The sequence below is a fragment of the Synechococcus sp. CS-205 genome (assembly GCF_025128255.1).
In the GTDB taxonomy this organism is placed as follows: domain Bacteria; phylum Cyanobacteriota; class Cyanobacteriia; order PCC-6307; family Cyanobiaceae; genus Regnicoccus_A.
The window spans coordinates 1-22,006 of record NZ_JAHLZB010000040.1; the positions used below are offsets into that span (position 1 = coordinate 1).

Consider the following 22,006-nt stretch of genomic DNA (forward strand, 5'->3'; position numbering starts at 1 on the left):
CCCCCCCCCCCCCCCGGGCTTGATGGACCGGTGGCGTGTGTAGAGTGAGGGTTGATTTTTCGATCACTGGTGAGAGCAACACTTCCAGCCGTCGACAGATCGGTTCAAGTTATTTAACGTTACATGACAATCTACGTAGGCAACCTCTCGTTCGATGCCGAGCAAGAGGATCTCCGTGACCTTTTCAGTCAATACGGAGAAGTGCGCCAGTGCAGCCTGCCCCTTGATCGGGAAACTGGACGCAAGCGCGGTTTCGCCTTTGTCGAACTCGCGAACGACACCGAAGAGCAGAAGGCCATCGACGATCTCCAGAACGTCGAATGGATGAACCGGATGATCCGGGTCAACAAAGCCGAACCGCGTGGTGGTGGTGGCGGTGGCAACCGTGGCGGCGGTGGTGGCTACGGCGGCGGTGGTGGCTACGGCGGTGGTGGCGGTGGCTACGGCGGTGGTGGCGGTCGCAGCCGCTACTGAGTCGCCATCCACGGCGCACAAAAACTGACCTGAAATCAGGTTCGTTTCAACCAGGTTTGTGATCAACCCCGCCACGGCGGGGTTTTTTTTGGATGCCGAGGCTCTGTGGTCTCGGCACCCTGGTCCTTCAGGCAGACCGATGGGGGATCACTCCTCCCCTTCGTCCTCGGCGCCCACGGGGACCAGGCGAATCTGCTTGCGACCGATCTTCAACTCGAACTCATCACCGGGCTTGAGATCGAGCAGGGCCGTGTAGGCCTTACCCACCAGCAGATTGCCGTTGCCCTGAACCGTGGCGATGTAGCTGAGCTTGCGCCCACCCTTGCCGGCGGCCTGACCGCCACCTGTGGAGCCGAGGTTGACGCCCTTGGCCTCCAGCAGCGCCTCGTAGAACGCTGTGAAATTCAATCGTTCACTGCCGTCCTTCTTGGTGCTGACATAGCCAGCGGAACGCACCAGCTCTGATTTGCTTACCTCACCCAGCTCCTTGACCTTCGCAAGCAGATCGGCACCCGTCAACATGGCAAGCATTGAGAACATCACAGCCAACATACTGAATGGTGTGGGTTCGTCGAGGCTGATCGAACAAGCCCCCAACCTCAGGCCATTCAGCTCCCGCGAAGATCCAAGGCCTCGCCCATTCCCGGTCAGGACATCCTGATTCAGATCAGAGGAGCCTTGGGGGCGAAGTTGCGCCAGATCCACTCTGCGCCGGGCGGTGCTTCCCTGCGGCTCAGTGGGAACGGCCCGAGCGAGGGCGGCGATACCAGAAGCACCCAGCTCCCCCGAGCAGAATCATCAGGATCAGAGGCGCTTCGCCCCAGATTTGATAGCTCGTGGCACGGCTCAGCAGCTCCAGTTCGAACACCCCCAGCTCTGACTGCTCCGGGGGTAAAGCGTTGCGGACCAGCCCCTGCCCATCGATCACCAGGCTGGGGCCGGTGTTGGCAGCACTCACCAGCCAGCGGCCCGTTTCGATCGCACGCATCTGGGCCAGAGCCGTGAACTGATCGCGCAGCAAGGCCGGATAGGGGTCGAGATTGGCACTGGCCATCAACCAACCGGCGCCTGCCGCGCTGGCCTTCCTCAAGGCCACACCATCGGCCAGCTCATAGCAGATCGCCACCGCCGGATCGGCACCCGACCGCATCAGCAGGCGCGAAGGGGGGCCGGGCTCCACACCCCCCACGGCCGAGAGTCCGCTCCAGCGCCACAGCCGCGCCAGGGGAACCCATTCACCGAGGGGGACCACCCTTGACTTGTCGACCCAACCCGAGGCCTGGGTCTGGCCGGGCAGGAAACGCAGCACACTGCTGCGCAGCTCCTCACCCTCGAGGCGGAAGCCACCGCTGAGCACTTCCGCGTCGGCCTCGGGCATGGCCTGACCCAGCACCAGCGTGCCTTCGGGCAACAGCAGGGGCACCCCCAGAGCGGCCGCCTGCGAGCGGGCAGCGGCGATCTGGACCAGCAGACCCCGCTGGCGCTCGGGCTTGAACTTCTCCCGGGTCGGCAGGGCCGGTTGCAGCACCAGCACCCGAAAGGGGGCGCCCCGCTCCGCCTGGTCCGCCCGCAGCTGACTCCAGCCGAGGCCATGGCTGAGCAGCAGCACCGCCACCAGGCCCAGCCCCCAGCCCCGCCGGCTGGCCCCCGAGGCCAGAAGGGAATGCCAGCAGAACCAGCTGATCAGAAGTTGAACCGCCGCGACCAGGCCAGCGCCGCCCAGCGCCGCCAGCCCGGCCAGGGGCCGGTCGGCCGGCAACGAAGAGGTGCCCAGGCCGATCCAGAACAGGGGACCGGTGGCCAGCAACACTTCCGTCAGACCCCAGAGCCCGCAGGCCACCAGCGCCGTGGCGAAGTGACGGGGGCCGAGACGACGCACCAGAGCGCTCCAGGTCGCGACCAGCAGCCCCCCGGCCAGACCGCAGCCCAGCCACAACAGCAGGCAGATCGGCAGGCTGAGGGGGCCGGGGACGCCGATCCAGTCGAGAGGGTGCAGCCAGAGCAGCCAGCGGTGGCTCACCAGCACTGCCGCGGCACCCCAGAGACCAGCGGCCGCGGGGCCGCAGCTCCAGAGGGGCACCAGGGCCAACCACAGCAGTGGGGCCAGGCCCAGGGGGGCCAGCGAGAGACCCGCCAGGGCTCCGGCCAGGGCGGTGACCCCCACCAGGCGCCGGTCATCTCCCATGGCCTGCACCGGCATGCAACGACATCATCAGGAGGTCAGCGCTTGCCGCCATGGAACGGGACAATCTGCTCCAACAACTGATCCTGCGGGGTCTGGGCACCAGTTCGCTGGTGGCCGACCGCCTTCGCAGCGTCACCCAGGCCTGGGTCACCAGTGGCCGCCTGGATCCCGGGGAAGCCACCGTGCTCGTCGACGACGTGATGCGCTCGTTGCGGGGGGAGAACCCTGAGCTGGAAAAGCAGGCGGAACGCACCATGGAGCGCAACATCGATCATTTTCTCCAGGACCTGGGGCTGTCCCGCCAGCGGGAGGTGGATGAGCTGCGGGGGCGCATCGACCGCCTCGAGCAACAGCTGCGCAGCCGCCGGGAGGGCACGGAAGTTCCCGACTGAGAGTGAAAGCCCTCCACGGGGGTCCGCTCGTCCTGCGCTGTCAGAATCACCCTCAGCTCATTTCGGCCCGGCCGTCATTTCCCGACACATGCGTGACATCCTGATCAGCACCGGCGTCTGCGCCGCCTGTCTGCTGCTGGCCCTTGCCAGTCAGCTGATCTCCCCCAGCACGGTGGAGGCCAGCAACGACGGGGCTGCCGCCACCTCCATGGCTGCGGTGACCAGGGCGGCCAGCCCTGCACCGGCCGCCCTCAGCGGCCGGATCGAACTGGACCCCGACGATCCGAACCCTTCGCTGTTCACCATGGCTGCTGACACTCCTTCCGATCCCAGCTCCGTTGCTGACAGCACCGTGACCCAGGCGGGAGAAGCCGCTGGCCTCGGCGGAGAAATGGTGGCCGCCAAGGAAGTGGTCACCCCCAGTGGCCTGCGCATCACCGATCTTCTGGTCGGGGATGGCGCTGAAGCCGTGAACGGCCAATCGGTTCAGGTCAATTACAGCGGCACCCTCGCCAATGGCAAGGAGTTCGACAGCAGCTACGGACGCGGTCCGTTCTCCTTCCCCCTGGGCGCCGGCCGGGTGATCAAGGGCTGGGATGAAGGCGTGGCGGGCATGAAGGTGGGTGGCAAGCGCAAGCTCGTGATTCCCCCGGATCTGGCCTACGGAGAGAGAGGAGCCGGTGGCGTCATCCCCCCCAACGCCACCCTCACCTTCGTGGTGGAACTGCTGGGTGTGGGGGGCTGAAGCCCCCCCTCACGACTGGAAACGGTCACCCCTCGTTAGGATGACCCCACCGGTGGACCGCCGGTGGGGCTGTCCCTGGTCGGGTTTGTGTCAGACCCGGGTCGCCTGCCACGACCAGCGCCGCCGGAGCCCAGCAGGTTGCCCATGTCGTGCCGCTGGACATGGCGGTCCTCCAAGGGCTTTGCCCGCTTTTTCACCCTTCGTTTCACCGTTTTCATGGCTCACACGCTGCCCGCTCTCCCCTACGACATCAACGCGCTCGAGCCCCACATCTCCAAGACCACCCTCGAGTTTCACCACGGCAAGCACCACGCCGCCTACGTCGCCAACCTCAACAAACTGGTGGAAGGCAGTGATCTCGACAGCAAGAGCCTTGAAGACGTCATCACCAGCGTGGCGGGCGATGCCTCCAAGGCCGGGGTGTTCAACAACGCCGCCCAGGTCTGGAATCACAGCTTCTACTGGCAGTGCATGAAGCCCGGTGGCGGCGGCCAGCCCAGCGGTGCCCTCGCCGAGAAGATCAACGCCGATTTCGGCAGCTTTGAAGCCTTCGTTGAGCAGTTCAAGACCGCCGGTGCCACCCAGTTCGGCAGCGGCTGGGCCTGGCTGGTGCTCGATGGAGGAACCCTGAAGGTCACCAAGACCGCCAACGCCGATCTGCCCCTGGCCCATGGTCAGAAGGCTCTGCTCACCATGGATGTCTGGGAGCACGCCTACTACCTCGATTACCAGAACAAGCGTCCGGATTACATGGCCACCTTCCTGGACAAGCTGGTGAACTGGGATTTCGTGGCCGCCAATCTGGCTGCCGCCTGATCGGCCCAGGCCCATGGGCGGCCGTCGAAGACGGCGGCCGCCCCCAAGGGTTCAAGGGCGCGCCGCCTCCAGCACCGCCTCCGGTGGAATCCACATGGCATCGCCATAGGAGAAGAAGCGGTACCCTTCCCGCTTGGCCTCTTCATAGAGATCCAGCAGGCGCTGGCGCCCGATCAGCGCACTGACCAGCAGCAGCAACGAACTGCGGGGCAGGTGGAAGTTCGTGAGCAGTCCCTGCACCACCCGAAAACGGAAACCGGGCTGGATGACCAGGTTCACCGGCCCGCGGAACGGCACCAACGCTCCGCCATTCAGCGCCGCCACTCCTTCCAGGCTGCGGACGCTGGTGGTTCCGATGGCGATCACCCGACCACCCCTCCTGTGGCAGGCAGCCACCGCCTCCACCAGCGACTGGCTGATCTCCACCCACTCACTGTGCAGATTCAGTCCGGTGAGGTCTTCGTCCTCCAGAGGTCGAAAGGTGCCGACTCCCACGTGCAGCGTGGCGCTGGCGATCGCCACGCCCCTGGCCTCCATGGCCTCCAGCAGATCATCACTGAGGTGCAAGCCCGCCGTCGGTGCTGCCACCGCGCCAGGTCGGGTCGCGTAGCGGGTCTGGTAGCGGCTGTCCTCCTGGGGATCATGCCGCTGGATGTAGGGGGGCAAGGGCATCGCCCCGTACTGCTGCAGCAGCGCTTCAATCGCAGCCGCATCGTTGCAACCGGGAGGGAAGCGGATCACCCGCCCCCCCGTGGACCCATCGACGGCCACCACCTCCAGGGGCAGAGACGGCTGGCCGATGGCCTCCAGCTGAAGGATCTCCCCCGGCCGCACCCGCTTGCCAGGCCTCACCAGGCAGATCCAGCAACTGTCGCTGGCCTCCACGGCCGCCTCCTGGGGAGTGGCGCTGTCGTAGGGCTGAAGCACCAGCAACTCAACGGCACCCCCGCTGGAGCGGCGGGCCTGCAGCCGGGCCTTCAGCACCCGGGTGTCGTTGACCACGAGCAGATCACCCCGGCGCAGCTCGGCCTGAAGATCCCAGACACGCAGATGCCGGACCTGTTCAGGACCTGAGCCACCCGAAGCGCCAAGGGCCAGCAGGCGGGCCGAGTGGCGCGGCTCAGCTGGCGTCTGAGCAATGAAGGACGGCGGCAGGACGTAGTCGTAGCTGGAGAGCCGCAGATCGGCGGGGGGTTCGCTCAGGGGTGCAGGGGCCTGTGGGGCCAACGAAACGACGGAAGTCAGAGGGCCAGGCTTTCGGGCGCCGTCTCGATCAGCTGGGCCAGGTCCTTGAGGAAGGCTGCGGCGTGGGTGCCGTAGATGACCCGGTGATCCGCCGTGAGGTTCACCTGCATCTGTCGCTTGACGGCGATCGAACCATCCTTGCCGGCCACCACCGCAGGGCGGGAGGCCGCCACCGCCAGGATCGCTCCGGTTCCGGGAGGGAGGATCGCATCGAAACGGTCGACCCCGAACATGCCCAGGTTGGAGAGAGTGAAGGTGCCTGTGCTGTACTCCTCCGGCTTGAGCTGCTTGGAGCGGGAACGGGCCACCAGGTCGGCCCAGGTGCGCGAGAGGCTGTAGAGGTCGGTGCGATCGGCCGTGGGCAGCACGGGGGTGATCAGGCCGCCGTCATCCATGGCGACCGCCACGGCCACATTGATCGTTGGGGGGTACACCATTCCTGCCTCACTGAAGGAGGCGTTGACCTGGGGATGGCGGGCCAGCACCACACCCACGGCCTTGGCGAGCAGGGCGGTCATGGTGACACCCTTGCTCTTCACCGACTTGGCGAAGGCATCAAGCCGGTCGGTGGTGATCGTGTAGCCCACGTGGAAGCAGGGCACCGCCAGGCTGGCCACCATGTTGCGGTTGACCGCCGCCTGCAGGGTGTTGAAGGCGACTGTGTCGCCAGGGTTGCCGAAGCACTGGCCGGCGGGTGCCGCCGCCGCTGAGCCGTTGCCGGATGCCACCGCACCGGCCGCTGCGGAGACTGCCGGGGCGGAGCCCTCCGCCACCCGCGGCACACTTGCGGCCTGTCCGGAGGCCCGCTCCACGTCTTCGGCCTGGATGCGGCCACGGGGCCCACTGCCTCGCAGGGTCTCAAGGGCCACACCCAGCTGACCAGCGAGCTTTCGGGCGCGGGGGGTGGCCACCAGGCGTCCGTCTGCGGCCACGGGCGTCGGGGTGGCGACGGGCGCCGGTACCGGAGGCGCGGGAGCCGCCACAGGGGCCGGGGCCGGAGGAGCCGCCGAAGCAGCGGCGGGCGCAGCGGAAGCCGTGGCGACTGCGGGCGCGGGGGCTGGCTCGGCCGCTGGAGCAGCCGCAGGGGCGGCCGGCGCTGAAGCCTGGGCCGCCGCGATCTCCGCTTCGCTCTCAACGATCAGACCGATGGTTTCACCCACAGGGGCTGTGCCGCCAGAAGGAAGCAACACCGAGGCCAGAAAGCCTTCCTGGAACGCCTCGACGTCCATGTCGGCCTTGTCGGACTCCACCACCAGCACCGACTCGCCCCGCTCGACGCGGTCCCCGGGCTTCTTCAGCCACTCCACGATCTTGCCCTCCGTCATCGTGGAGCTCAGGGCGGGCATGAAGATTTCGTGGGTCGCCAAAGTCCTGATCCCAAATGCAGGCTGCGTGTGGATTTTACGTGCGACCCCTCCCGCTGCGCCGGGGGCCTCAGCCCCCTTCGATCGCCTGCACGACGCCGTCGCGCACCAGGACGGCCACCTGCAGTTTCTCGACCAGATTGTCGCCCACCTTGACCTTGCAGGTGCCCTCGATCTGGCCCTGGTCGACGATCTGATCAAACTCAAGATCACGCACCTGGCGCTGCTGCTCGATCAGGGTGCGCTTCTGCTCCTCGAATTCGGCCCGCTTGGCCGCCACCTGCTGCTGCACCGAAGCCACCTGCTCCTGGACGCGGGGGTCGAGCGGATTGAGGCTCTGGCGACGGATCTCATCCACCAGTTGCTGACCCTCCTGCTCCAGCTGGGCCAGCTGCTGGTCGCTGTTGCTGACCGCCGCGCTCAGCTCCCGCTCGGCGTCCTCCTTCCAGCGGGGGGTGACCACGGCCCGCACGGTGATCGTGCGCTTGATGGTGAGCGTGTGGCCTTCGGTCATGGGAGAGCGGTCGCAGCGACCAGGCTCTCAGCCCGCAGCCCAGCGGTCAACCAACGGGGCAGGGGAGTGGCTGAGGGCTCAGCCCCCGTAGATCGCCTCGATCGCCGCCCCGTCGCGATCGGTGATGCGATCCCGGCGCTGCTTGAGGGTCTGGGTCAGCAACCCATTGTCGATCGAGAAGGGCTCCACCAGGGCCACCCCCGCCAGTCGTTCGTCGGGGCGCGAGCCGGGCCGGGCCGCCAGCAGCCTGTTGAACTCCCCGCTGAGGGCCTTGAGCAGGGCCCGGTCGGTACCGGTTCCACCGCTCTGCGGAGGGGGCAAGTCCCTGGCCCTGGCGAAGGCGGCCAGGGGTTCGGTGCGTGGCACCAGCAGGGCCCCAAGCTGGCGGCGGTCCTGACCCACCAGCATCACCTGCTCCACCAGGGGATGGGCCACCAGAGCCTCTTCCAGGGGACCCGGCTCGATGTTCTCGCCACTGCTGAGCACGATCGTGTCCTTGGCCCGGCCTGTGAGCACCAGGGTTCCATCGGGCAGAAGCTGCCCCAGATCACCCGTGTCGAACCAGCCGGCCCCATCCAGCACCGCAGCGGTGGCCTCGGGCTTGCCGAAGTATCCGGCCATCACCTGGGGGCCCCGGGCGAGCACGCGTCCCCGCTGCCGCCAGCCCAGCAGCTCACCGCTTTCGGGATCGACGATGCGCAGTTCCGTTGCCGGCAACGGTTGCCCGGCACTGCCGCGCCGGTTCCGCCAGGGACGACGGCAGGCCAGCACCGGGCTGGTTTCGGTGAGGCCGTAGCCCACCAGCAGCTCGATGCCGATCGCCTCGAAAAAGCCATCCACGTGCAGGGCCAGGGCCCCACCGCCACTGATGGCGGTGCGCAGGGCCCCTCCCGAAAGCTGTTGGCGCACTTTGGGCCAGAGCAGGGCGGAGGCCAGCCCATGGCCGGGCCAGCTCAGCAGCCAACCCAGGGCTGCGGCCAGGCGGCGCGGCAGCGATTCGTGCTCAAGGGTGAGATCGAGGGCGCGACGGCGCGACAGCCCATGCCAGCGGCTCAGCCGCAGGGCCTGGCTGATCAGGCCCTTGCGGGAGGGGGGCATGGCCTCGAGGGCGTCCTCAAAGCCCGCCAGCAGGGCCTCCCACAGCCTCGGCACGCTGATCATGTACTGGGGCCGGACGCGCTGCAGATCCGGGCGCAGGTGCTTGAGGGTGGTGTAGCTCTGGCGGCACCCGCAGGAGAGCAGGAAATACTCGGCGGTGCGCTCGTAGGCATGCCAGATCGGCAGCACGCTGAGCACCCGATCAGCCGGCCTTGGAGCCACCGCCACCCCGAGGGTGCGCAGCTGATGCAGCAGGTTGGCGTGGCTGAGGGCGACCCCCTTCGGGCGCCCCGTGGTGCCGGAGGTGTACAGCAAGGTGGCCAGCCGCTCGGGACCGGCGCTGGGAGGAGCGGCAGCCGGCTCACCTCGGCCGAGGGCCTGGAAGGTCTGCCAGCTCAGCCGCCGTGGCCCGGGGACCTGGGGGCTGTCCTCCCCCGCGGAAGGCCCATCCTCCAGCAGCACCACAAAGCGCAGCCGGCTCAGAACGTCGCTCTGAAGGGCCAGCCGATCCAGCAGGCCAGAGGTTTCCACCACCAGGCCCACGGCAGCGGAGTCGTCGAGGATGTATCGGAGTTCCTCGGGTGGGGCGCTGCCGCCACGTACGGCATCGGCAGCTCCGCTGCGCATGATTCCCTGATCCGCCACCAGCCAGCGGGGGCTGTTCTCAGCGAACAGCGCCACCACGTCACCCTCCCTGAGGCCGAGGGCCACGAAGGCTGCCGCAGCCGCCTGGATGCGGGCGTCGAGGTCCTGGAACGACACCTGCTCCGGCGGATGGGCGTGGGGAGCGTCGAGAGCGATGGCCTCACCGTGCCGCCGGGCCAGGATCGGCCAGAGTCCCTCCAGCCCCTGCAGCTCGCTCCAGTCGTCGCGTTCCGCCAGGGCCCGTTGATCGAGTCGGTCCCCCGCCCAGAGCATCGAGGCCTTTCCGTCTGGAAGTTTGCCGTCTGGGAGTTTGCCGCCTGAAAGCGTCCCGTCAGAGGCCTTGGCGTCCATCGTCCAGTCCCGAAGCGCGGCTCAGGCTTATCACTGCCAGGGCACTTCCGAGGGATTCGGTGGGCGGAATCGCAACCCGAACCGCCGCGCCAGGGCCTGGCGCAGCAGGGGCTGCACCTGGGCGGTGGTCAGGCCCGGGCACCAGTCGCTCAGGCGCGTCACCCCATGACCGCTCAGGCCGCAGGGAACAATGGCACCGAAACCCTCCAGCGGACAGTTCACGTTGAGGGCGAGGCCGTGCTGGCTGATCCAGCGACGGGCCCCCACCCCGATCGCCGCCACCTTTCGCCCTTCCAGCCAGACCCCGGTGAGACCCGGCTTCCGCTCCCCCTCCAGCCCGACGGCCTGGAGCACATCCAGCACGGCCCCCTCCAGCTCTCGAAGGTAGAGATGGAGGTCCCCGCCGTGGCGCTGCAGGGCCAGCACCGGATAGGCCACCAGTTGGCCGGGGAGGTGATGGGTCACCTCCCCACCGCGGTCGATGCGGAACATCGGAGCAGGGGGATCGGCGGGATCGAAGCGCAGGAACCGCTCGCTGGCCCCCCGGCCCAGGGTGTAGCAGGGGGGATGCTGGAGCAGCAGCAGAGCCTCAGGCCCGTCGGGATCGCTCAGCAACCGAGCCTGCAGGTCCCGTTGCCAGGCCCAGGCCGTTGCGAAGGCCACGGGCTCGGGGGGTTCAACAAGGATTGCGTCGAGGCAGGGAATCATGCGCGGGTCCCTTCCTACAGTTGATCCAGAACGACCACCGAGGGGACTGTTCGATGAAGCTGTTGATCCACGGCCGCAATCTCGACGTCACACCGGCGATCCGTGATTACACGGAAGCCAAACTCGGTAAAGCCATCAATCATTACGAGGGGCTGGTCAAAGAAGCTGATGTTCATCTCTCCGTGGCGCGAAACCCCAGGGTGGCGCAACAAACCGCCGAGGTCACGGTGTATGCCAACGGGCTGGTGATCCGTGCCCAGGAACGGAGTGAAAACCTCTATGCCAGCATCGACATGGTGGCGGGCAAGCTCGGCAGACAGCTGCGCCGCTACAAGGATCGCCTCAGTGATCACCACGGAACCGGCCCAGCACCTGGCCGCAGCGACGATACCGAGCAGGCCAGCCTCGAGGGCATCCTTCCCGACGATCTGATCGGCAACCGGGAGCCGGCCCTGCCTGTTCCAGCCGTCCGGCGGAAGTACTTCTCGATGCCCGCGATGACCCTGGATGAGGCGTTGCACCAACTGGAGCTGATCGACCACGATTTCTATGTGTTCAGGGAGGCCTCCAGCGGCGGACTGCAGGTGGTCTATCGCCGCAACCACGGCGGGTTCGGTGTGATCCAACCCAAGGACTCCTGACTCACCCTCTCTTCTCCAGTCCCGGTGATGCGTGACTCAAGGTCCAGGGGGCCCCTGCCCGATCTGGCTCCGCTGATCGAGCAGGCCCTGCTGGATCCCCACCACGGCCTGGAGGCCGTGCACCAGGCCTGTGATCAGGCGCGGCACTTCGGTTTCGCTGGCGTGTGCGTCTCCTCCCGCTGGGTGGCCGCAGCCCGTGAGCGGCTGGGCCGTTCCGGCCGCGTCAAGCTGGTGGCCGTGGTGGCCTTCCCTTTCGGTGCGGTAACGGCGGCGATCAAGCTGGCTGAAGCGGAAGCCGCCGCCAGCGCAGGTGCCGATGAACTCGATGTGGTGCCCGATTTCGGGGCTCTCGCCGATGGGGATGGCAGCGCGATCTACCAGGAACTGGGCGCAGTCGTGGAACTTGGCTTGCCGGTGAAGGTGATTCAGGAGGTTGGACGGCTGAATCCCGCCGCCCTGGAGCTGCTGGTGGAGGCCTCGATCGATGCGGGCGCCGCCTACCTCAAGACCGGCAGTGGCTTCGGCCCGGCCGTCAGCCCGGAGCAGGTGACCCAGCTGCGCGAACTGGCCAGGGGCCGGGCGGCAATCAAGGCCTCAGGCGGCATCGCCGAGCTGGAGCAGGCCTTCGACCTGGTGGCCGCCGGGGCCACGCGTCTGGGAACAAGCCGGGGCGTGGCCCTGATCGAGGCCATGCGCGCCCCTGCCTGATGCCTGAAGAGTCTCTGGAGGGTCTCTCGCTGAAATGCGGGCCCCTGGGGGAACACGACCGGCTGCTCACCCTGCTCAGCGATGGCGCCGGCCTCAGCCGCCTGGCGGTGCCCGGCGCCCGGCGCCCCCGCAGCAGCCTGGCCGCGGCGGTTCCCCTGTCCCAGCTGCGGCTGCAGGTCGGCGGTGGCCGCGGCCTGCGGCGGGTGCGCCAGCTGCGGGTGATCCACAGCTTCAGTCAACTCGGACAGCGTCTGGAGACCCTCGCCGCCGCCCAGTCGCTGGCGGAGCTCTGCCTGCGACTTGTGCCCGATGGGGATGGCGTGGCTGGCGCCCTCGACGACCTGACCCTGCAGCTGCGCCGCCTGGAGGCGGTGGTCACCGAGCGACAGGAGAACCTGGAGGCCCTGGCGATCGCCGTGCAGGGGCATGTGCACCTGCTGGCGCTGGGGGGGTATGGGCTGCCGCTGCAGCACTGCGCCCGCACGGGGGAACCGCTGGCCCCTCCCCTGGGCAACCGCCAGTGGCGCTGCAGTCTGTTGCCCCGAGAGGGGCTGGTGATCGGCGCCGTGCCCGGAGCGATGCTGGTGCTGAACGCCTCCGAACTGGCTCTGTTGCAACGGCTGCCGCGGCCGGGTCTCCCCCGCTGCCGCGATGGTGCGCTGATGGGCCCCGCCTGGGTCTGGCTGCGGCTGCTGGAGCTGCTGCAGGTGTGGTGCCAGGAGCACCTGGGCCGCCGGGGTCGGGCCCTGCGCCTGCTGCAGGGCTGCTTCAGCGCCGAAGCTCAGGGGCACCGGGGCGCTGCGCCATCATTGCCGCCGAACGACTGACACCTTGAGCGGATCGTCCCGGCCAACCGCCACGCCCCCCCCGGAGCCGTCCGAGGGCAGCAGCGCCGGCTCACGCACCGATGGCCTGCAGGCGGTGCTCGCCCTGCCGGACTTCCGAAAACTCTGGCTGGGACAGATCTTCTCCCAGCTGGCCGACAAGTTCTACATCGTGCTGATGGTGTTCCTGATCGCCCAGTACTGGGTGACGGACACCCCCCAGAACAACATGGTGCTGGCCGAGGCCGCCGCCAGCCTGCGGCTCGATCTGGAAACCCGCGCCCAGATGATCACCCTGCTGGCCACGGGGATCTATGTGGCGAACACCGTGCCGGCGATGGTGCTGGGCACCGTGGCCGGGGTGTGGGCGGATCGCTGGCCCAAGCGCCAGGTGATGGTGGCCTCCAACGGCCTGCGGGCCGGCCTCACCCTGCTGGCTCCCCTGGCGCTGATGCCCGGGCCCCAGTGGCTGGGGTTGAGCTGGGGCTACTGGGGCCTGGTGGCCATGACCTTCCTGGAGTCGGTGCTCACCCAGTTCTTCGCACCGGCCGAGCAGGCGGCGATCCCGCTGCTGGTCCCCAGGCCGCGCATGCTCGCGGCCATGTCGCTGTATCAGGCCACCAGCATGGGGGCCACGATCGTCGGCTTCGCCCTGGGAGACCCCGTGCTGCGGCTGCTCCGCTCCAGCCTCAAGGAGATCGGCATCGGGGGTGGTGAATTCGTTCTGCTCCCCCTCTGCTACGGGCTGGCAGCCCTCTGCATCAGCACGATCAAGATGGAGGAGCCAGAACGGGTGGAGCGGGGCACCAGCGTCTGGAGTGAGATCGCCGAGGGGCTCCAGGTGCTGCGGGAGCGGGCCAGCGTCCGCGGCGCGCTGCTCCAGCTGGTGCTCCTGTACAGCATTCTGGCGGCGCTGTATGTGCTGGCCATCAGCCTGGCGTCGGCGATCGAGGGGCTTGGACCCACCCGTTTCGGCACCCTGCTGGCCATGAGTGGGGTGGGCATGGCCTGCGGCGCCCTGGGGGTGGCCCAGCTGGGCCAGGGGCTCAACCGCCGCCGGATGGCCTCCACGGGGCTGGCGCTGATCGCCTTCAGCCTGGTGCTGCTCGGCCAGGGACGGGGCCAGCTGCTGATCACCCTCGGCCTCTGCGGTCTGCTCGGCATCGGCGCCGCGCTGGTGGCGATTCCCTCGCAGACCACCATCCAGGACGACACCCCCGAAGCGATGCGCGGCAAGGTCTTCGGCCTTCAGAACAACCTGATCAACGTGGCGCTGAGCCTGCCCCTGGTGCTGGCCGGTGCCGTGGTGAGCCGCTACGGGCTGATGCCCGTGCTCTGGGGACTGGCTGCGATCACCCTGCTGGCCATCCTGATCGAGAAGCCCTGGCAGCGCTGCTAGCGTTCCCCCCAGCACGAGGCCTGAAGCGTTGGCCCACATCGCGTGGCTGGGCAAGAAATCACCCTTCTGCGGGAACGTCACCTACAGCCTCTCCACCACCGAGCAGCTCCGGAAGCACGGCCACCAGATCAGCTTCATTCATTTCGACACCCCCGCTGGCGGCCTGGCCCCGAACGAGGGTGTCGGTGGCGGCAACGGTGAGGTGGCCCTGTCGTACCTGGTGAAATCCCAGGTGTACACGATTCCCTCCCCAGGAGCCCAGCGGGAGCTGCGGGAATCCCTGGAGCGTCTGCGCCCCGACCTGGTGCACGCCAGCCTCACCCTCTCCCCGCTGGATTTCCGCCTGCCGGATCTCTGCCAGCACCTGGGGGTGCCGCTGGTGGCCACCTTCCACCCTGCCTTCGACGCCAGCCTGCGCAACATCACCGCCGGTACCCAGCAGCTCACCTACCAGCTCTACGCCCCGGCCCTGGCCCGCTTCGATCGGGTGATCGTCTTCTCTGAACTTCAGGCTGAGCTGCTGGCCCGGCTGGGGGTGCGCCAGGAGCGGCTGGCGGTGATCCCCAACGGGGTCGATCCCGGTCTGTGGTGCCCTCCCGACCCTGTGGCTCCCTCGAGGGAGCTGGCCAGCCTCCGGAGCCGTCTGGGCCGGCGGCGCCTCTTCCTCTACATGGGACGGCTGTCGACGGAGAAGAACGTGGAGGCGCTTCTGCGGGCCTGGCGGCTGGTCCGACCACGGGAATGCCTGCTGGTGATCGTCGGCGATGGCCCCCTGCGCCAGGCCCTGCAGGGCAACAGCGAGGAGCATGACGTGCTCTGGTGGGGCTACGAAGCGAACCTGCACCAGCGGGTGGCCCTGCTGCAGGCGGCCGATGTCTTCCTGCTGCCCTCCCTGGTGGAGGGACTCTCCCTCGCCCTGCTGGAGGCGATGGCCAGCGGCACCGCGTGTGTGGCCACCGATGCCGGCGCCGATGGGGAAGTGCTGGAGGGAGGGGCCGGCATCGTGATCAGCACGCAGGGGGTGACCACTCAGCTGCGCACGCTGCTGCCGGTGCTTCGGGATCAACCGGTGCTCACGGCCGAGCTGGGCCGGCGGGCCCGGGAGCGGGTCCTGCAGCGTTACACCCTGGCCCACAACATCGAGCAGCTGGAGCGGCTCTATGCCGAGCTGGTGCCCCAGGGCAGCCTCGCCGCCTGAAGCTCAACCGATCGCGGCCTCCAGCCGCTCGCGCAGATCGGCGGTGAGCCGCTCGACCGCGCCGCGGCGATCAAGGCGATACCCCTCGCAGCGAACCCCCACATCGAGGGGCTCCCCCACCGCCATGCGCACCCGCCAGGGGCCCAGGGCCGCAGGGGGCTCCTCGCCGCAACCGCGGATCCAGGTGATCGCCCGCCAGAGGATCATCAGCACCTCCCCATAGCGGTCAATGCTGGGCTTCTCGGCCACATAGGAGCCACTCACCGTGGAGAAGTGCTCCACGAGGCGCATGTGCCCCATGCGGATGTCCGCTTCCCGAGCCGACCAGTCAGCCAGGCTGCGCTCCACCGGGGAGAGCTCCTCGAGATCCTTCCGGTAGATGCAGGCCCAGCCCGCCTGCTCGATTCGGCGGCAGCGCTCGCTGACCGTGCCCCTGGCGGAAAGCTGGAAGTGGGCCTCGGCCTCCGCCAGTGCCCGCTCCCGCAGCCGTGCCAGCCGCTCCAGGAAGTCGGTCGACGCGGGATCCTCCACGGCAGGTCCTGGGGCCGCCCCGTCGCTGCGCTGATAGAAGGTTTCCAGCAGGGAGAGCAGCCGCTCCGAGAGGGCTATGAGCCGTTCATAGCGGTGCTCGAGGGCCTGGGGGGAGTCGGCTGGCGCGGCGGGGGCGCTGACGACGGCGTCAGGAAGACCCCCCAGCAGGGCCTCCATCCGTCCGAGCAGACGATCGATCGGTCCCCAGTCGTGGCTGATCGACAGGTACTGAAGGCCGATCGGCACGATCAGCACCCGCTCCTGGCGCCCGGCCGCCGCCAGGTCCTCGCAACACCAGAAGGCCATCTGGGCCAGGCCGGGCTCCAGGGGACTGAGCAGCTCGCCGTGGTTGTTGGTGGCGCCCTCCGGGGCGATCGCCAGGGGGAAGGGGCCGTCGGCGAAGAGGTGGCGAGCCGTCTTGAGGGCGAGGCGGTCCAGCTTGCCCCGCTGGATCGGGATGCCGCCCAGCTTGGAGAGCATCCAGCCGGCGGCCTCCCCGGCCCAGAGGGGAATGCCGCGGTCGTAGAGAAACTGGCTGTGGACCGGGGGCTTCAGACGCAGCCCATCGCGCCTCGCCGCCCGGGGAACCTCCCGCCAGAGCAGCTGGGCCATCACCAGGGGGTCGGTGGTGCTGGGATGGCGGAAGGCGATCAGCAAGCGGCTGCGTCCGCTCTGGGCCTCGGCGAAGAGACGGGCCAGCCTGTCAGTGCCGCTGGCCTCGAAGCGCACCAGACCGCGGTAACGCAGCAGCAGCGGCAACAAGCCACGGCAAAGCCTGTAAAGCCAGCGGGTGTAATCCGGTGGGATGAAACAAAGGGCCGGCTGGGCGGCCTGGATCCCTGCGCGGGGCATGGGCGGTCAGCGGGCGGCGTAACGATCGGACACCACCGACCAATCAACCAGAGACCACCAGGCGTCGAGGTAATCGGCGCGTCGATTCTGGTAACGCAGGTAGTAGGCGTGTTCCCAGACGTCATTGCCCAGCAACGGTGTGCCGCCCACGGGGGCCAGGTCCATCAGGGGGTTGTCCTGGTTGGGGGTGGAGAGCACCTGCAGCGTCCCCCCCGGATCAGTGACCAGCCACACCCACCCGGAGCCGAAGCGGGCCAGGCCGGCGGCACGAAAAGCGGCTTGGAACTGCTGGAGGGAGCCGAAGTCGCGCACCAGGGCTGCCTCCAGCGCAGCGCTGGGTTCTCCCCCCTGATCAGGGCGGCTGAGGGAGGTCCAGAAGAATGAATGGTTCCAGTGACCGCCGGCGTTGTTGCGAACGGCCGCCGGCACCTGGGAGGCGCGCGCCAGCAGGTCTTCGAGGCTGAGGCCCCTCAGGGCCGGATCCCTGGCCACGGCGGCGTTGAGGTTGTCCACATAGGCCTGGTGATGGCGATCATGGTGGATCGTCATCGTGGTGGCATCGATCGCCGGCTCCAGGGCCTCGGCGGGATACGGAAGGGCAGGGAGGGTGAACGCCGGCGCCGCTGCCCAGGCCCCCTGGCCTGGGCAGAGCAGCAGCACCAGCAGCGGCAGAACCACCAGGGCGGCAAGGATCCGTCGCATCGTTTCGGCCCGGGAGATCAGGAGCCAAGTATGGATAGCCCTGCGCAGCAGGCGGCGAAAGCAGCGGCCGGATCGTCAGCGGCACTGATCGGCCGACCGATCACCAGCCGGCTGGCGCCTGCGGCCATGGCGGCCGCCGGGGTCATCACCCGCCGCTGATCGCCCACCGGTGCACCGGCAGGGCGGATGCCGGGGGTGACCAGGGTGAAGGGCTCGGGGTAGGCCTGGCGCAGGGCCGCCACCTCCTCGGGAGAGCAGACCGCCCCGGTGAGACCGGCCGTCGCCGCCAGAGCCGCCAGGCGCGGCACATAGACCTCGGGTGTTTCCTCAAGCGCCAGCTCGGCCCTGAAGCGCTCGGCCTCCCAGCTGGTGAGCACGGTCACCGCCAGCAGGGTGGGGGGTGCCAGCTCCGCCTGGGCCGCCCCTTCAAGGGCTCCGGCCTGGGCAGCCGCAAGGGCCTCGCTGCCGGCACAGGCATGGACGGTGATCAGCTCCGCCCCGAGCCGGGCCGCACTGCGGCAGGCCCCGGCCATGGTGACAGGGATGTCGTGGAATTTGAGATCAAGGAACACCCGCAGGCCCCGGCGGCGCAGCTGACGCACCACATCGGGTCCGCTGGAGCAGAACAGCTCGAGCCCCACCTTCACCCAGCGCAGAGAGGGAATCGAGTCGGCCAGGGCCAGGGCCGAGGCGGTGTCCGGGCGATCGAGCGCCAGAATGATGCGCTCCCGTGGCGCCTGGCTGCCGTGAGGGCCTGGCATCGAAGCGCTCATGCCACCAGGCGCAGGAAGGTCTTCTTGCCCAGTTGCAGGACCCGGCCCTCCAGCTCGGAGGCGGCGCTGAAGTCCTGGTTCACGTCGCTGAGCTTCTCGCCATCGAGACGCACCCCACCACCCTGGATCCGGCGCCGGGCCTCACTGCTGCTGGCGCACAGACCGAGAGCGCTGAGCAGATGGAAGGCCTTGGAGGGGAAGGTCACCCCCGCAAGGGAGACCTCCGGAACCGTTCTGGCCGCCATCTCTCCCGCCACCAGATTGGCGGCATCGGCCTGGGCGGCACTGGCGGCTTCCTGGCCATGGCGCCCAGCCGTGATCGCCAGGGCCAGGGCTTTCTGACGCTCGCGCGGGCTCCCGGGGCAGTGGGCAGGATCCAGGTCGGTGAGCAGGGTCAGGTACTGATCGGCCACCGCATCGGGCACCTTCTCGAGCTTGGAGTACATCGCCAGCGGCCCCTCGTTGAGCCCCACGGTGTTGCCAAGGCTTTTGCTCATTTTCTGCACACCGTCGAGCCCCGGCAGGATCGGCAGCAACAGACCGAACTGGGGCCGCTGGCCGAAGTGGCGCTGCAGATCGCGGCCCATGGCCACGTTGAACTTCTGGTCGGTTCCCCCCAGTTCCAGGTCAGAGCGCACGGCCACCGAGTCGTAGCCCTGCAGCAACGGATAAAGAAACTCGTGCAGGGAGATGGGGGTGCCTGAGCCGTAGCGGTTGGCGAACTCCTCCTTGGCCAGCATCTGTCCCACGGTGGTGGTCCCCAGCAGCTCGATGACCTGGGGAAGATCAAGGCCAGCCAGCCACTCGCTGTTGCGACGCACCTCCAGGCGACCCGCGGTGACGAAATCCAGCAGAGCCCGCTCCGGGGGGTGCCCCAGGCCCAGTTGCGCCAGATAGGTGTCGGCATTGGCATCCACCTCGGCGGCACTGAGCTGCACACGGGTGGTGCTCTTGCCGGTGGGATCCCCGATGCGGGCAGTGAAGTCGCCGATGATCAGCACCGCCGTATGCCCTGCGTCCTGAAAAGCCCGCAGCTTGCGAAACAGGATCGAGTGCCCCAGGTGGATGTCGGTGCCGGTGGGGTCGATGCCGAGCTTGATGCGCAGGGGACGGCCCTTCCGATCGGCCTCGGCCAGCCGTGCGGCCAACTGCTGATCGGGATCGTCGGGTGTGCCGTTCGGGAACAGATCTGCGAGCCCACGCCGGAGCCAGGGGGGCAGGGGTGGTGGGGTGGCCTCAGCCATCAGCGACGGAACCATCGGCGCGGATCGTAGGCAGTGGCCTGCGGGCTCAGGCGCTGGCCTCGAGTTCGCCCTTCATGCGCTCCAGGGTCTGGTGCATCTGAGTGAACATCTGCTCGGGGGTCATGCCGAACTGCCCCAGCTGGGTGCGCAGCTGCTCCACGGTGAGCTTCGCCTGGAAATCCTCGGAGAGCTCGAAGCGCTTCATGAACACCTGATAGCGATTCATCAGTCCTTCCATCTGCTCGATGAACAGCTTCTTGCCTTCCCGGTCGAACTTGCCGTAGTCGCCCCCCAGCTGAGTCATCTGCTGGTAATCGGTGAACAGGCGTTTGGCTTCGTCCTGAACGATCTCGGATTCGAAGAAGGCCATGGGGCGTGCCAGGCATGAGGCAATGGAATCGATTCTGGGGGCCTCCATGGCCGGGGGCCAGTACGGATTGGCGTAACCCCGGCCCTGCTGCCGCTAACTTCGCCCCAGTTGCGCGGAGCTGGGGTACCGCCATGGCCAAGGGGCACTGGTTGGATCCCCTCGCCCGCAGCCTGCTGGAGGCCACGGGTCAGATCCGGCGCGAACCCAGGCAGCGCGGGGCCGAACTCCCGGAGCCCTCCAAGGCCGGCGACGAGAGCGTCGAGCGGGATCTGCTGGCTCTGAAGCTGGCCCAGAATCCTGGCCTGAGGCTGCGCAGCGCCGAGGAGGTGCGCCACGCCGCGGCCCTGGGCTGGAGGCTGGATGTGAACCGCGCCACCGCCGCCGACTGGCTGCGCCTGCCGGGCTGCATCCCCAGCCAGGTGGATCTGCTGCTGCGGCTGCAGAGCCGCGGTGTGCAGCTGAGCGGACCGGAGGATCTGCAGGAGCTGCTCGATCTCGACGAAGCGGTGATCCGCCGCTGGCAGCCCTTGCTGGTGTTCCGCTGGTATGGCGATGCCCCGACGGCACGTCCGGCACCGCTTGATCTGAACCGCTGCACAGCCGAGCAGCTCAGGGCCCAGCTGCCCCTGGAGGAGGCCCGCCTGCGGCACCTGCTGCAGGAGCGCAGCCGCCTCCCCTTCCGCGACCTGGCCGATCTCCAGGACCGGCTGGGCCTGCCGGCGGATCTTGTCGAGGCCCTGATCGGGCGGGTCAGCTTCGGGCAGGGCCCCAGCGGACCGGAGTTGCCGAGGCCGCCCAGGCCGGCGTCATCCCGTTGAGCATGGCCAGCGGACGCCAGCAGGAGCTGTTCCGGAGTGGCGCTCTCCATGGGGCGAGCAGCCCTCAGCCAGCGTCGCCGCCCCTGCTGCGCGAGCACCTGCTCAACTGGCAGCAGCACCTGGCGGACTTCCAGGGCCCCCTGTTCGAGCGCAACGCCAGCGAACTTCTACAGGGCAGCCTCTTCAGCGCTGACCCCTGCGGCAGCGGCGAGGATCCCCAGACGCTTGCCGCCTGCTTCGATCCCCTGGCCTTTGAGGCCCAGAATCTGCAGTTCTGGCGCTGGCCCGAGTCCCCCCAGCAGGGCCCCGCCCTGTACCTGGTGATGGACCGGCCACAGCAGTTGCGCAGCCCTCTGCTGCTCTATGTGGGTGAAACCGGCCAGGCGGATCGGCGCTGGAAAGGCGAGCACGACTGCAAGGCCTACCTGGCGGCCTACGGCGAGGCCATGGGCCGAGCAGGCCTGGAGACCCGCTGCAGCATCCGCTTCTGCTGTGACGTCCCCGCCCGGGTGCGCCCCAGGCGGGCCCTGGAGCAGGCCCTGATCCGTCGCTGGCAGCCGCCCTTCAACAAGGAGACCCGTCAACGCTGGGGCACCCCCTTCACCAGTGATCCCGTCTGAGTGGCGTCGCTACGATCGCGACCCGATGACCGCCACACCCCATGGAGTTCAGCTGCCCCTCCACCCCGCTGAGCGACTGGAGCGGCGACACCCTCGGTGTCGGTCTGTTCGAGGGCGAGGCGGGGGAACGTCTCGAAGCCCTCGAGACCCGCTTCGGGCCAGGATTGCAGGCGTTGCTGGAGCGCCGGTCCTTCAAAGGAAAACCGGGGGAGTGCATCAGCCTCACCCTGCTCCGGCCCATCCCCCTGCAGCTCGTGCTGGTGGGGCTGGGGGAACCGGGCCGCTTTGATCTCGAGGCCCTCCGCGGTGGTGTGGCCGCCATCGCCAGAGCCGCGGGCCCAGGCCCGGAACTTGGCCTGGTTTTGCCCACCGAGGGGCTCGAGCCCCGCTCCGCGGCACGGGCCATGGCGGAGGCCGTGCGTCTCAGCCTCTACGTCGACGAGCGCTTCCGCAGTGAGACCGACCCCAAACCCATCCCCCAGGCCGTGCACCTGCTGGGGCTGGCCGATGGGGCCGCCGCCGGTCTCGAGGGGGTTGGGGCCACCTGCGCGGGCGTGGAGCTGGCACGGCAGCTGGTGGCGGCCCCGCCGAACGTGGTCACCCCCCAGGCCCTGGCCGACACCGCCGCGGCGATCTCCCGGGATTTCGGCCTGGAGCTGAAGGTGCTGGAGCGTGCCGACTGCGAAGCCCTGGGGATGGGCGCTTACCTGGGGGTGTCCCGTGGCTCGAGCCTGCCCCCCAAATTCATCCACCTCACCTACCGCCCTGCGGCTGGTGCCAGCCGCCGGC

At 68.5% G+C, this 22,006-nt stretch carries 24 protein-coding genes; 12 read left to right on the top strand and 12 right to left on the bottom strand.

Annotated features, from left to right (window positions below; genetic code table 11):
* The first annotated feature begins 123 nt into the window (after nucleotides 1-123).
* The gene (locus KQ297_RS10255; RefSeq protein WP_259739334.1) at nucleotides 124-474 is read left to right on the top strand and encodes an RNA-binding protein; all 351 of its coding nucleotides are present in this window, start codon (nucleotides 124-126) and stop codon (nucleotides 472-474) included.
* 147 nt (nucleotides 475-621) lie between these two features.
* Here the strand turns inward: KQ297_RS10255 and KQ297_RS10260 are convergent, their stop codons facing one another.
* Both KQ297_RS10260 and KQ297_RS10265 read right to left on the bottom strand, forming a co-directional pair.
* Entirely contained in the window at nucleotides 622-996 is a 375-nt protein-coding gene (locus KQ297_RS10260) for an AbrB family transcriptional regulator (protein WP_037979861.1), read from the bottom strand.
* A gap of 211 nt (nucleotides 997-1,207) precedes the next feature.
* Nucleotides 1,208-2,674, bottom strand: a complete 1,467-nt coding sequence (locus KQ297_RS10265) for an apolipoprotein N-acyltransferase (protein WP_259739335.1) — start codon at nucleotides 2,672-2,674, stop codon at nucleotides 1,208-1,210.
* Between the two features lie 35 nt (nucleotides 2,675-2,709).
* Between KQ297_RS10265 and KQ297_RS10270 the strand changes: the two genes are divergently transcribed.
* From KQ297_RS10270 to KQ297_RS10280, 3 genes are all read left to right on the top strand, one after another.
* Entirely contained in the window at nucleotides 2,710-3,051 is a 342-nt protein-coding gene (locus KQ297_RS10270) for a phasin family protein (protein ID WP_185465007.1), read from the top strand.
* An 88-nt stretch (nucleotides 3,052-3,139) separates the two neighbouring features.
* Nucleotides 3,140-3,796 (top strand): FKBP-type peptidyl-prolyl cis-trans isomerase, encoded by a 657-nt coding sequence (locus KQ297_RS10275; protein ID WP_259739336.1) that lies wholly within the window; start codon nucleotides 3,140-3,142, stop codon nucleotides 3,794-3,796.
* Between the two features lie 216 nt (nucleotides 3,797-4,012).
* Complete coding sequence (locus KQ297_RS10280; RefSeq protein ID WP_185474746.1) at nucleotides 4,013-4,612, top strand: superoxide dismutase; 600 nt, start codon at nucleotides 4,013-4,015, stop codon at nucleotides 4,610-4,612.
* 51 nt (nucleotides 4,613-4,663) lie between these two features.
* Here KQ297_RS10280 and queA read toward each other — a convergent pair whose 3' ends face one another.
* The 5 genes from queA to lipB all read right to left on the bottom strand — a co-directional run bounded on the left by queA (nucleotide 4,664) and on the right by lipB (nucleotide 10,537).
* Nucleotides 4,664-5,815, bottom strand: a complete 1,152-nt coding sequence (queA, locus tag KQ297_RS10285; protein WP_259739350.1) for a tRNA preQ1(34) S-adenosylmethionine ribosyltransferase-isomerase QueA — start codon at nucleotides 5,813-5,815, stop codon at nucleotides 4,664-4,666.
* 38 nt (nucleotides 5,816-5,853) lie between these two features.
* Nucleotides 5,854-7,224, bottom strand: a complete 1,371-nt coding sequence (locus KQ297_RS10290; protein ID WP_259739337.1) for a dihydrolipoamide acetyltransferase family protein — start codon at nucleotides 7,222-7,224, stop codon at nucleotides 5,854-5,856.
* A gap of 67 nt (nucleotides 7,225-7,291) precedes the next feature.
* Nucleotides 7,292-7,735 (bottom strand): YlqD family protein, encoded by a 444-nt coding sequence (locus tag KQ297_RS10295; protein ID WP_185465011.1) that lies wholly within the window; start codon nucleotides 7,733-7,735, stop codon nucleotides 7,292-7,294.
* Between the two features lie 78 nt (nucleotides 7,736-7,813).
* Nucleotides 7,814-9,751, bottom strand: coding sequence for an AMP-binding protein (locus tag KQ297_RS10300; protein WP_259739338.1), 1,938 nt, complete (start codon nucleotides 9,749-9,751; stop codon nucleotides 7,814-7,816).
* 108 nt (nucleotides 9,752-9,859) lie between these two features.
* Nucleotides 9,860-10,537, bottom strand: a complete 678-nt coding sequence (gene lipB / locus KQ297_RS10305; RefSeq protein WP_259739339.1) for a lipoyl(octanoyl) transferase LipB — start codon at nucleotides 10,535-10,537, stop codon at nucleotides 9,860-9,862.
* A 53-nt stretch (nucleotides 10,538-10,590) separates the two neighbouring features.
* On the opposite strand from lipB, the gene hpf reads away from it, so the two are divergent.
* From hpf to KQ297_RS10330, 5 genes are read left to right on the top strand one after another with little or no spacing between them, the layout of a single operon-like run.
* Nucleotides 10,591-11,178: a ribosome hibernation-promoting factor, HPF/YfiA family gene (gene hpf / locus KQ297_RS10310; RefSeq protein WP_259739340.1), complete on the top strand. Its 588-nt coding sequence runs from the start codon at nucleotides 10,591-10,593 to the stop codon at nucleotides 11,176-11,178.
* A 27-nt stretch (nucleotides 11,179-11,205) separates the two neighbouring features.
* Nucleotides 11,206-11,886 (top strand): deoxyribose-phosphate aldolase, encoded by a 681-nt coding sequence (deoC, locus tag KQ297_RS10315; RefSeq protein WP_259739341.1) that lies wholly within the window; start codon nucleotides 11,206-11,208, stop codon nucleotides 11,884-11,886.
* A complete protein-coding gene (recO, locus tag KQ297_RS10320) occupies nucleotides 11,883-12,713 on the top strand; it encodes a DNA repair protein RecO (protein WP_399251623.1) in 831 nt (276 codons plus the stop codon). The genes deoC and recO overlap by 4 nt, the downstream gene beginning before the upstream one ends.
* Nucleotides 12,714-12,717: 4 nt before the next feature.
* The gene (locus KQ297_RS10325) at nucleotides 12,718-14,109 is read left to right on the top strand and encodes an MFS transporter (RefSeq protein ID WP_399251617.1); all 1,392 of its coding nucleotides are present in this window, start codon (nucleotides 12,718-12,720) and stop codon (nucleotides 14,107-14,109) included.
* Between the two features lie 28 nt (nucleotides 14,110-14,137).
* A complete protein-coding gene (locus tag KQ297_RS10330) occupies nucleotides 14,138-15,307 on the top strand; it encodes a glycosyltransferase family 4 protein (protein WP_185465017.1) in 1,170 nt (389 codons plus the stop codon).
* Between the two features lie 3 nt (nucleotides 15,308-15,310).
* On the opposite strand, the gene KQ297_RS10335 is transcribed toward KQ297_RS10330, so the two are convergent.
* From KQ297_RS10335 to KQ297_RS10355, 5 genes are read right to left on the bottom strand one after another with little or no spacing between them, the layout of a single operon-like run.
* On the bottom strand, nucleotides 15,311-16,690 hold the full coding sequence (locus KQ297_RS10335) for a 1-acyl-sn-glycerol-3-phosphate acyltransferase (RefSeq protein WP_259739343.1): 1,380 nt from the start codon (nucleotides 16,688-16,690) through the stop codon (nucleotides 15,311-15,313).
* A 6-nt stretch (nucleotides 16,691-16,696) separates the two neighbouring features.
* Nucleotides 16,697-17,392, bottom strand: coding sequence for a superoxide dismutase (locus KQ297_RS10340; protein ID WP_259739344.1), 696 nt, complete (start codon nucleotides 17,390-17,392; stop codon nucleotides 16,697-16,699).
* 17 nt (nucleotides 17,393-17,409) lie between these two features.
* On the bottom strand, nucleotides 17,410-18,153 hold the full coding sequence (gene pyrF, locus KQ297_RS10345) for an orotidine-5'-phosphate decarboxylase (protein WP_259739345.1): 744 nt from the start codon (nucleotides 18,151-18,153) through the stop codon (nucleotides 17,410-17,412).
* An 8-nt stretch (nucleotides 18,154-18,161) separates the two neighbouring features.
* Nucleotides 18,162-19,409, bottom strand: coding sequence for a tyrosine--tRNA ligase (tyrS, locus tag KQ297_RS10350; protein WP_259739346.1), 1,248 nt, complete (start codon nucleotides 19,407-19,409; stop codon nucleotides 18,162-18,164).
* A 46-nt stretch (nucleotides 19,410-19,455) separates the two neighbouring features.
* Nucleotides 19,456-19,779, bottom strand: a complete 324-nt coding sequence (locus KQ297_RS10355; protein ID WP_185465021.1) for a DUF1825 family protein — start codon at nucleotides 19,777-19,779, stop codon at nucleotides 19,456-19,458.
* Nucleotides 19,780-19,910: 131 nt separating this feature from the next.
* Here KQ297_RS10355 and KQ297_RS10360 point away from each other — a divergent pair, with 131 nt between their 5' ends.
* The 3 genes from KQ297_RS10360 to KQ297_RS10370 all read left to right on the top strand — a co-directional run.
* Nucleotides 19,911-20,597, top strand: coding sequence for a hypothetical protein (locus KQ297_RS10360; protein ID WP_259739347.1), 687 nt, complete (start codon nucleotides 19,911-19,913; stop codon nucleotides 20,595-20,597).
* A 2-nt stretch (nucleotides 20,598-20,599) separates the two neighbouring features.
* Nucleotides 20,600-21,217 carry a GIY-YIG nuclease family protein gene (locus KQ297_RS10365; RefSeq protein WP_259739348.1) on the top strand — a complete coding sequence of 206 codons (618 nt, stop codon included), beginning with the start codon at nucleotides 20,600-20,602 and terminating at the stop codon, nucleotides 21,215-21,217.
* A gap of 41 nt (nucleotides 21,218-21,258) precedes the next feature.
* Nucleotides 21,259-22,006: leucyl aminopeptidase family protein (locus KQ297_RS10370; RefSeq protein ID WP_259739349.1), on the top strand; the 748-nt coding region annotated here is incomplete at its 3' end.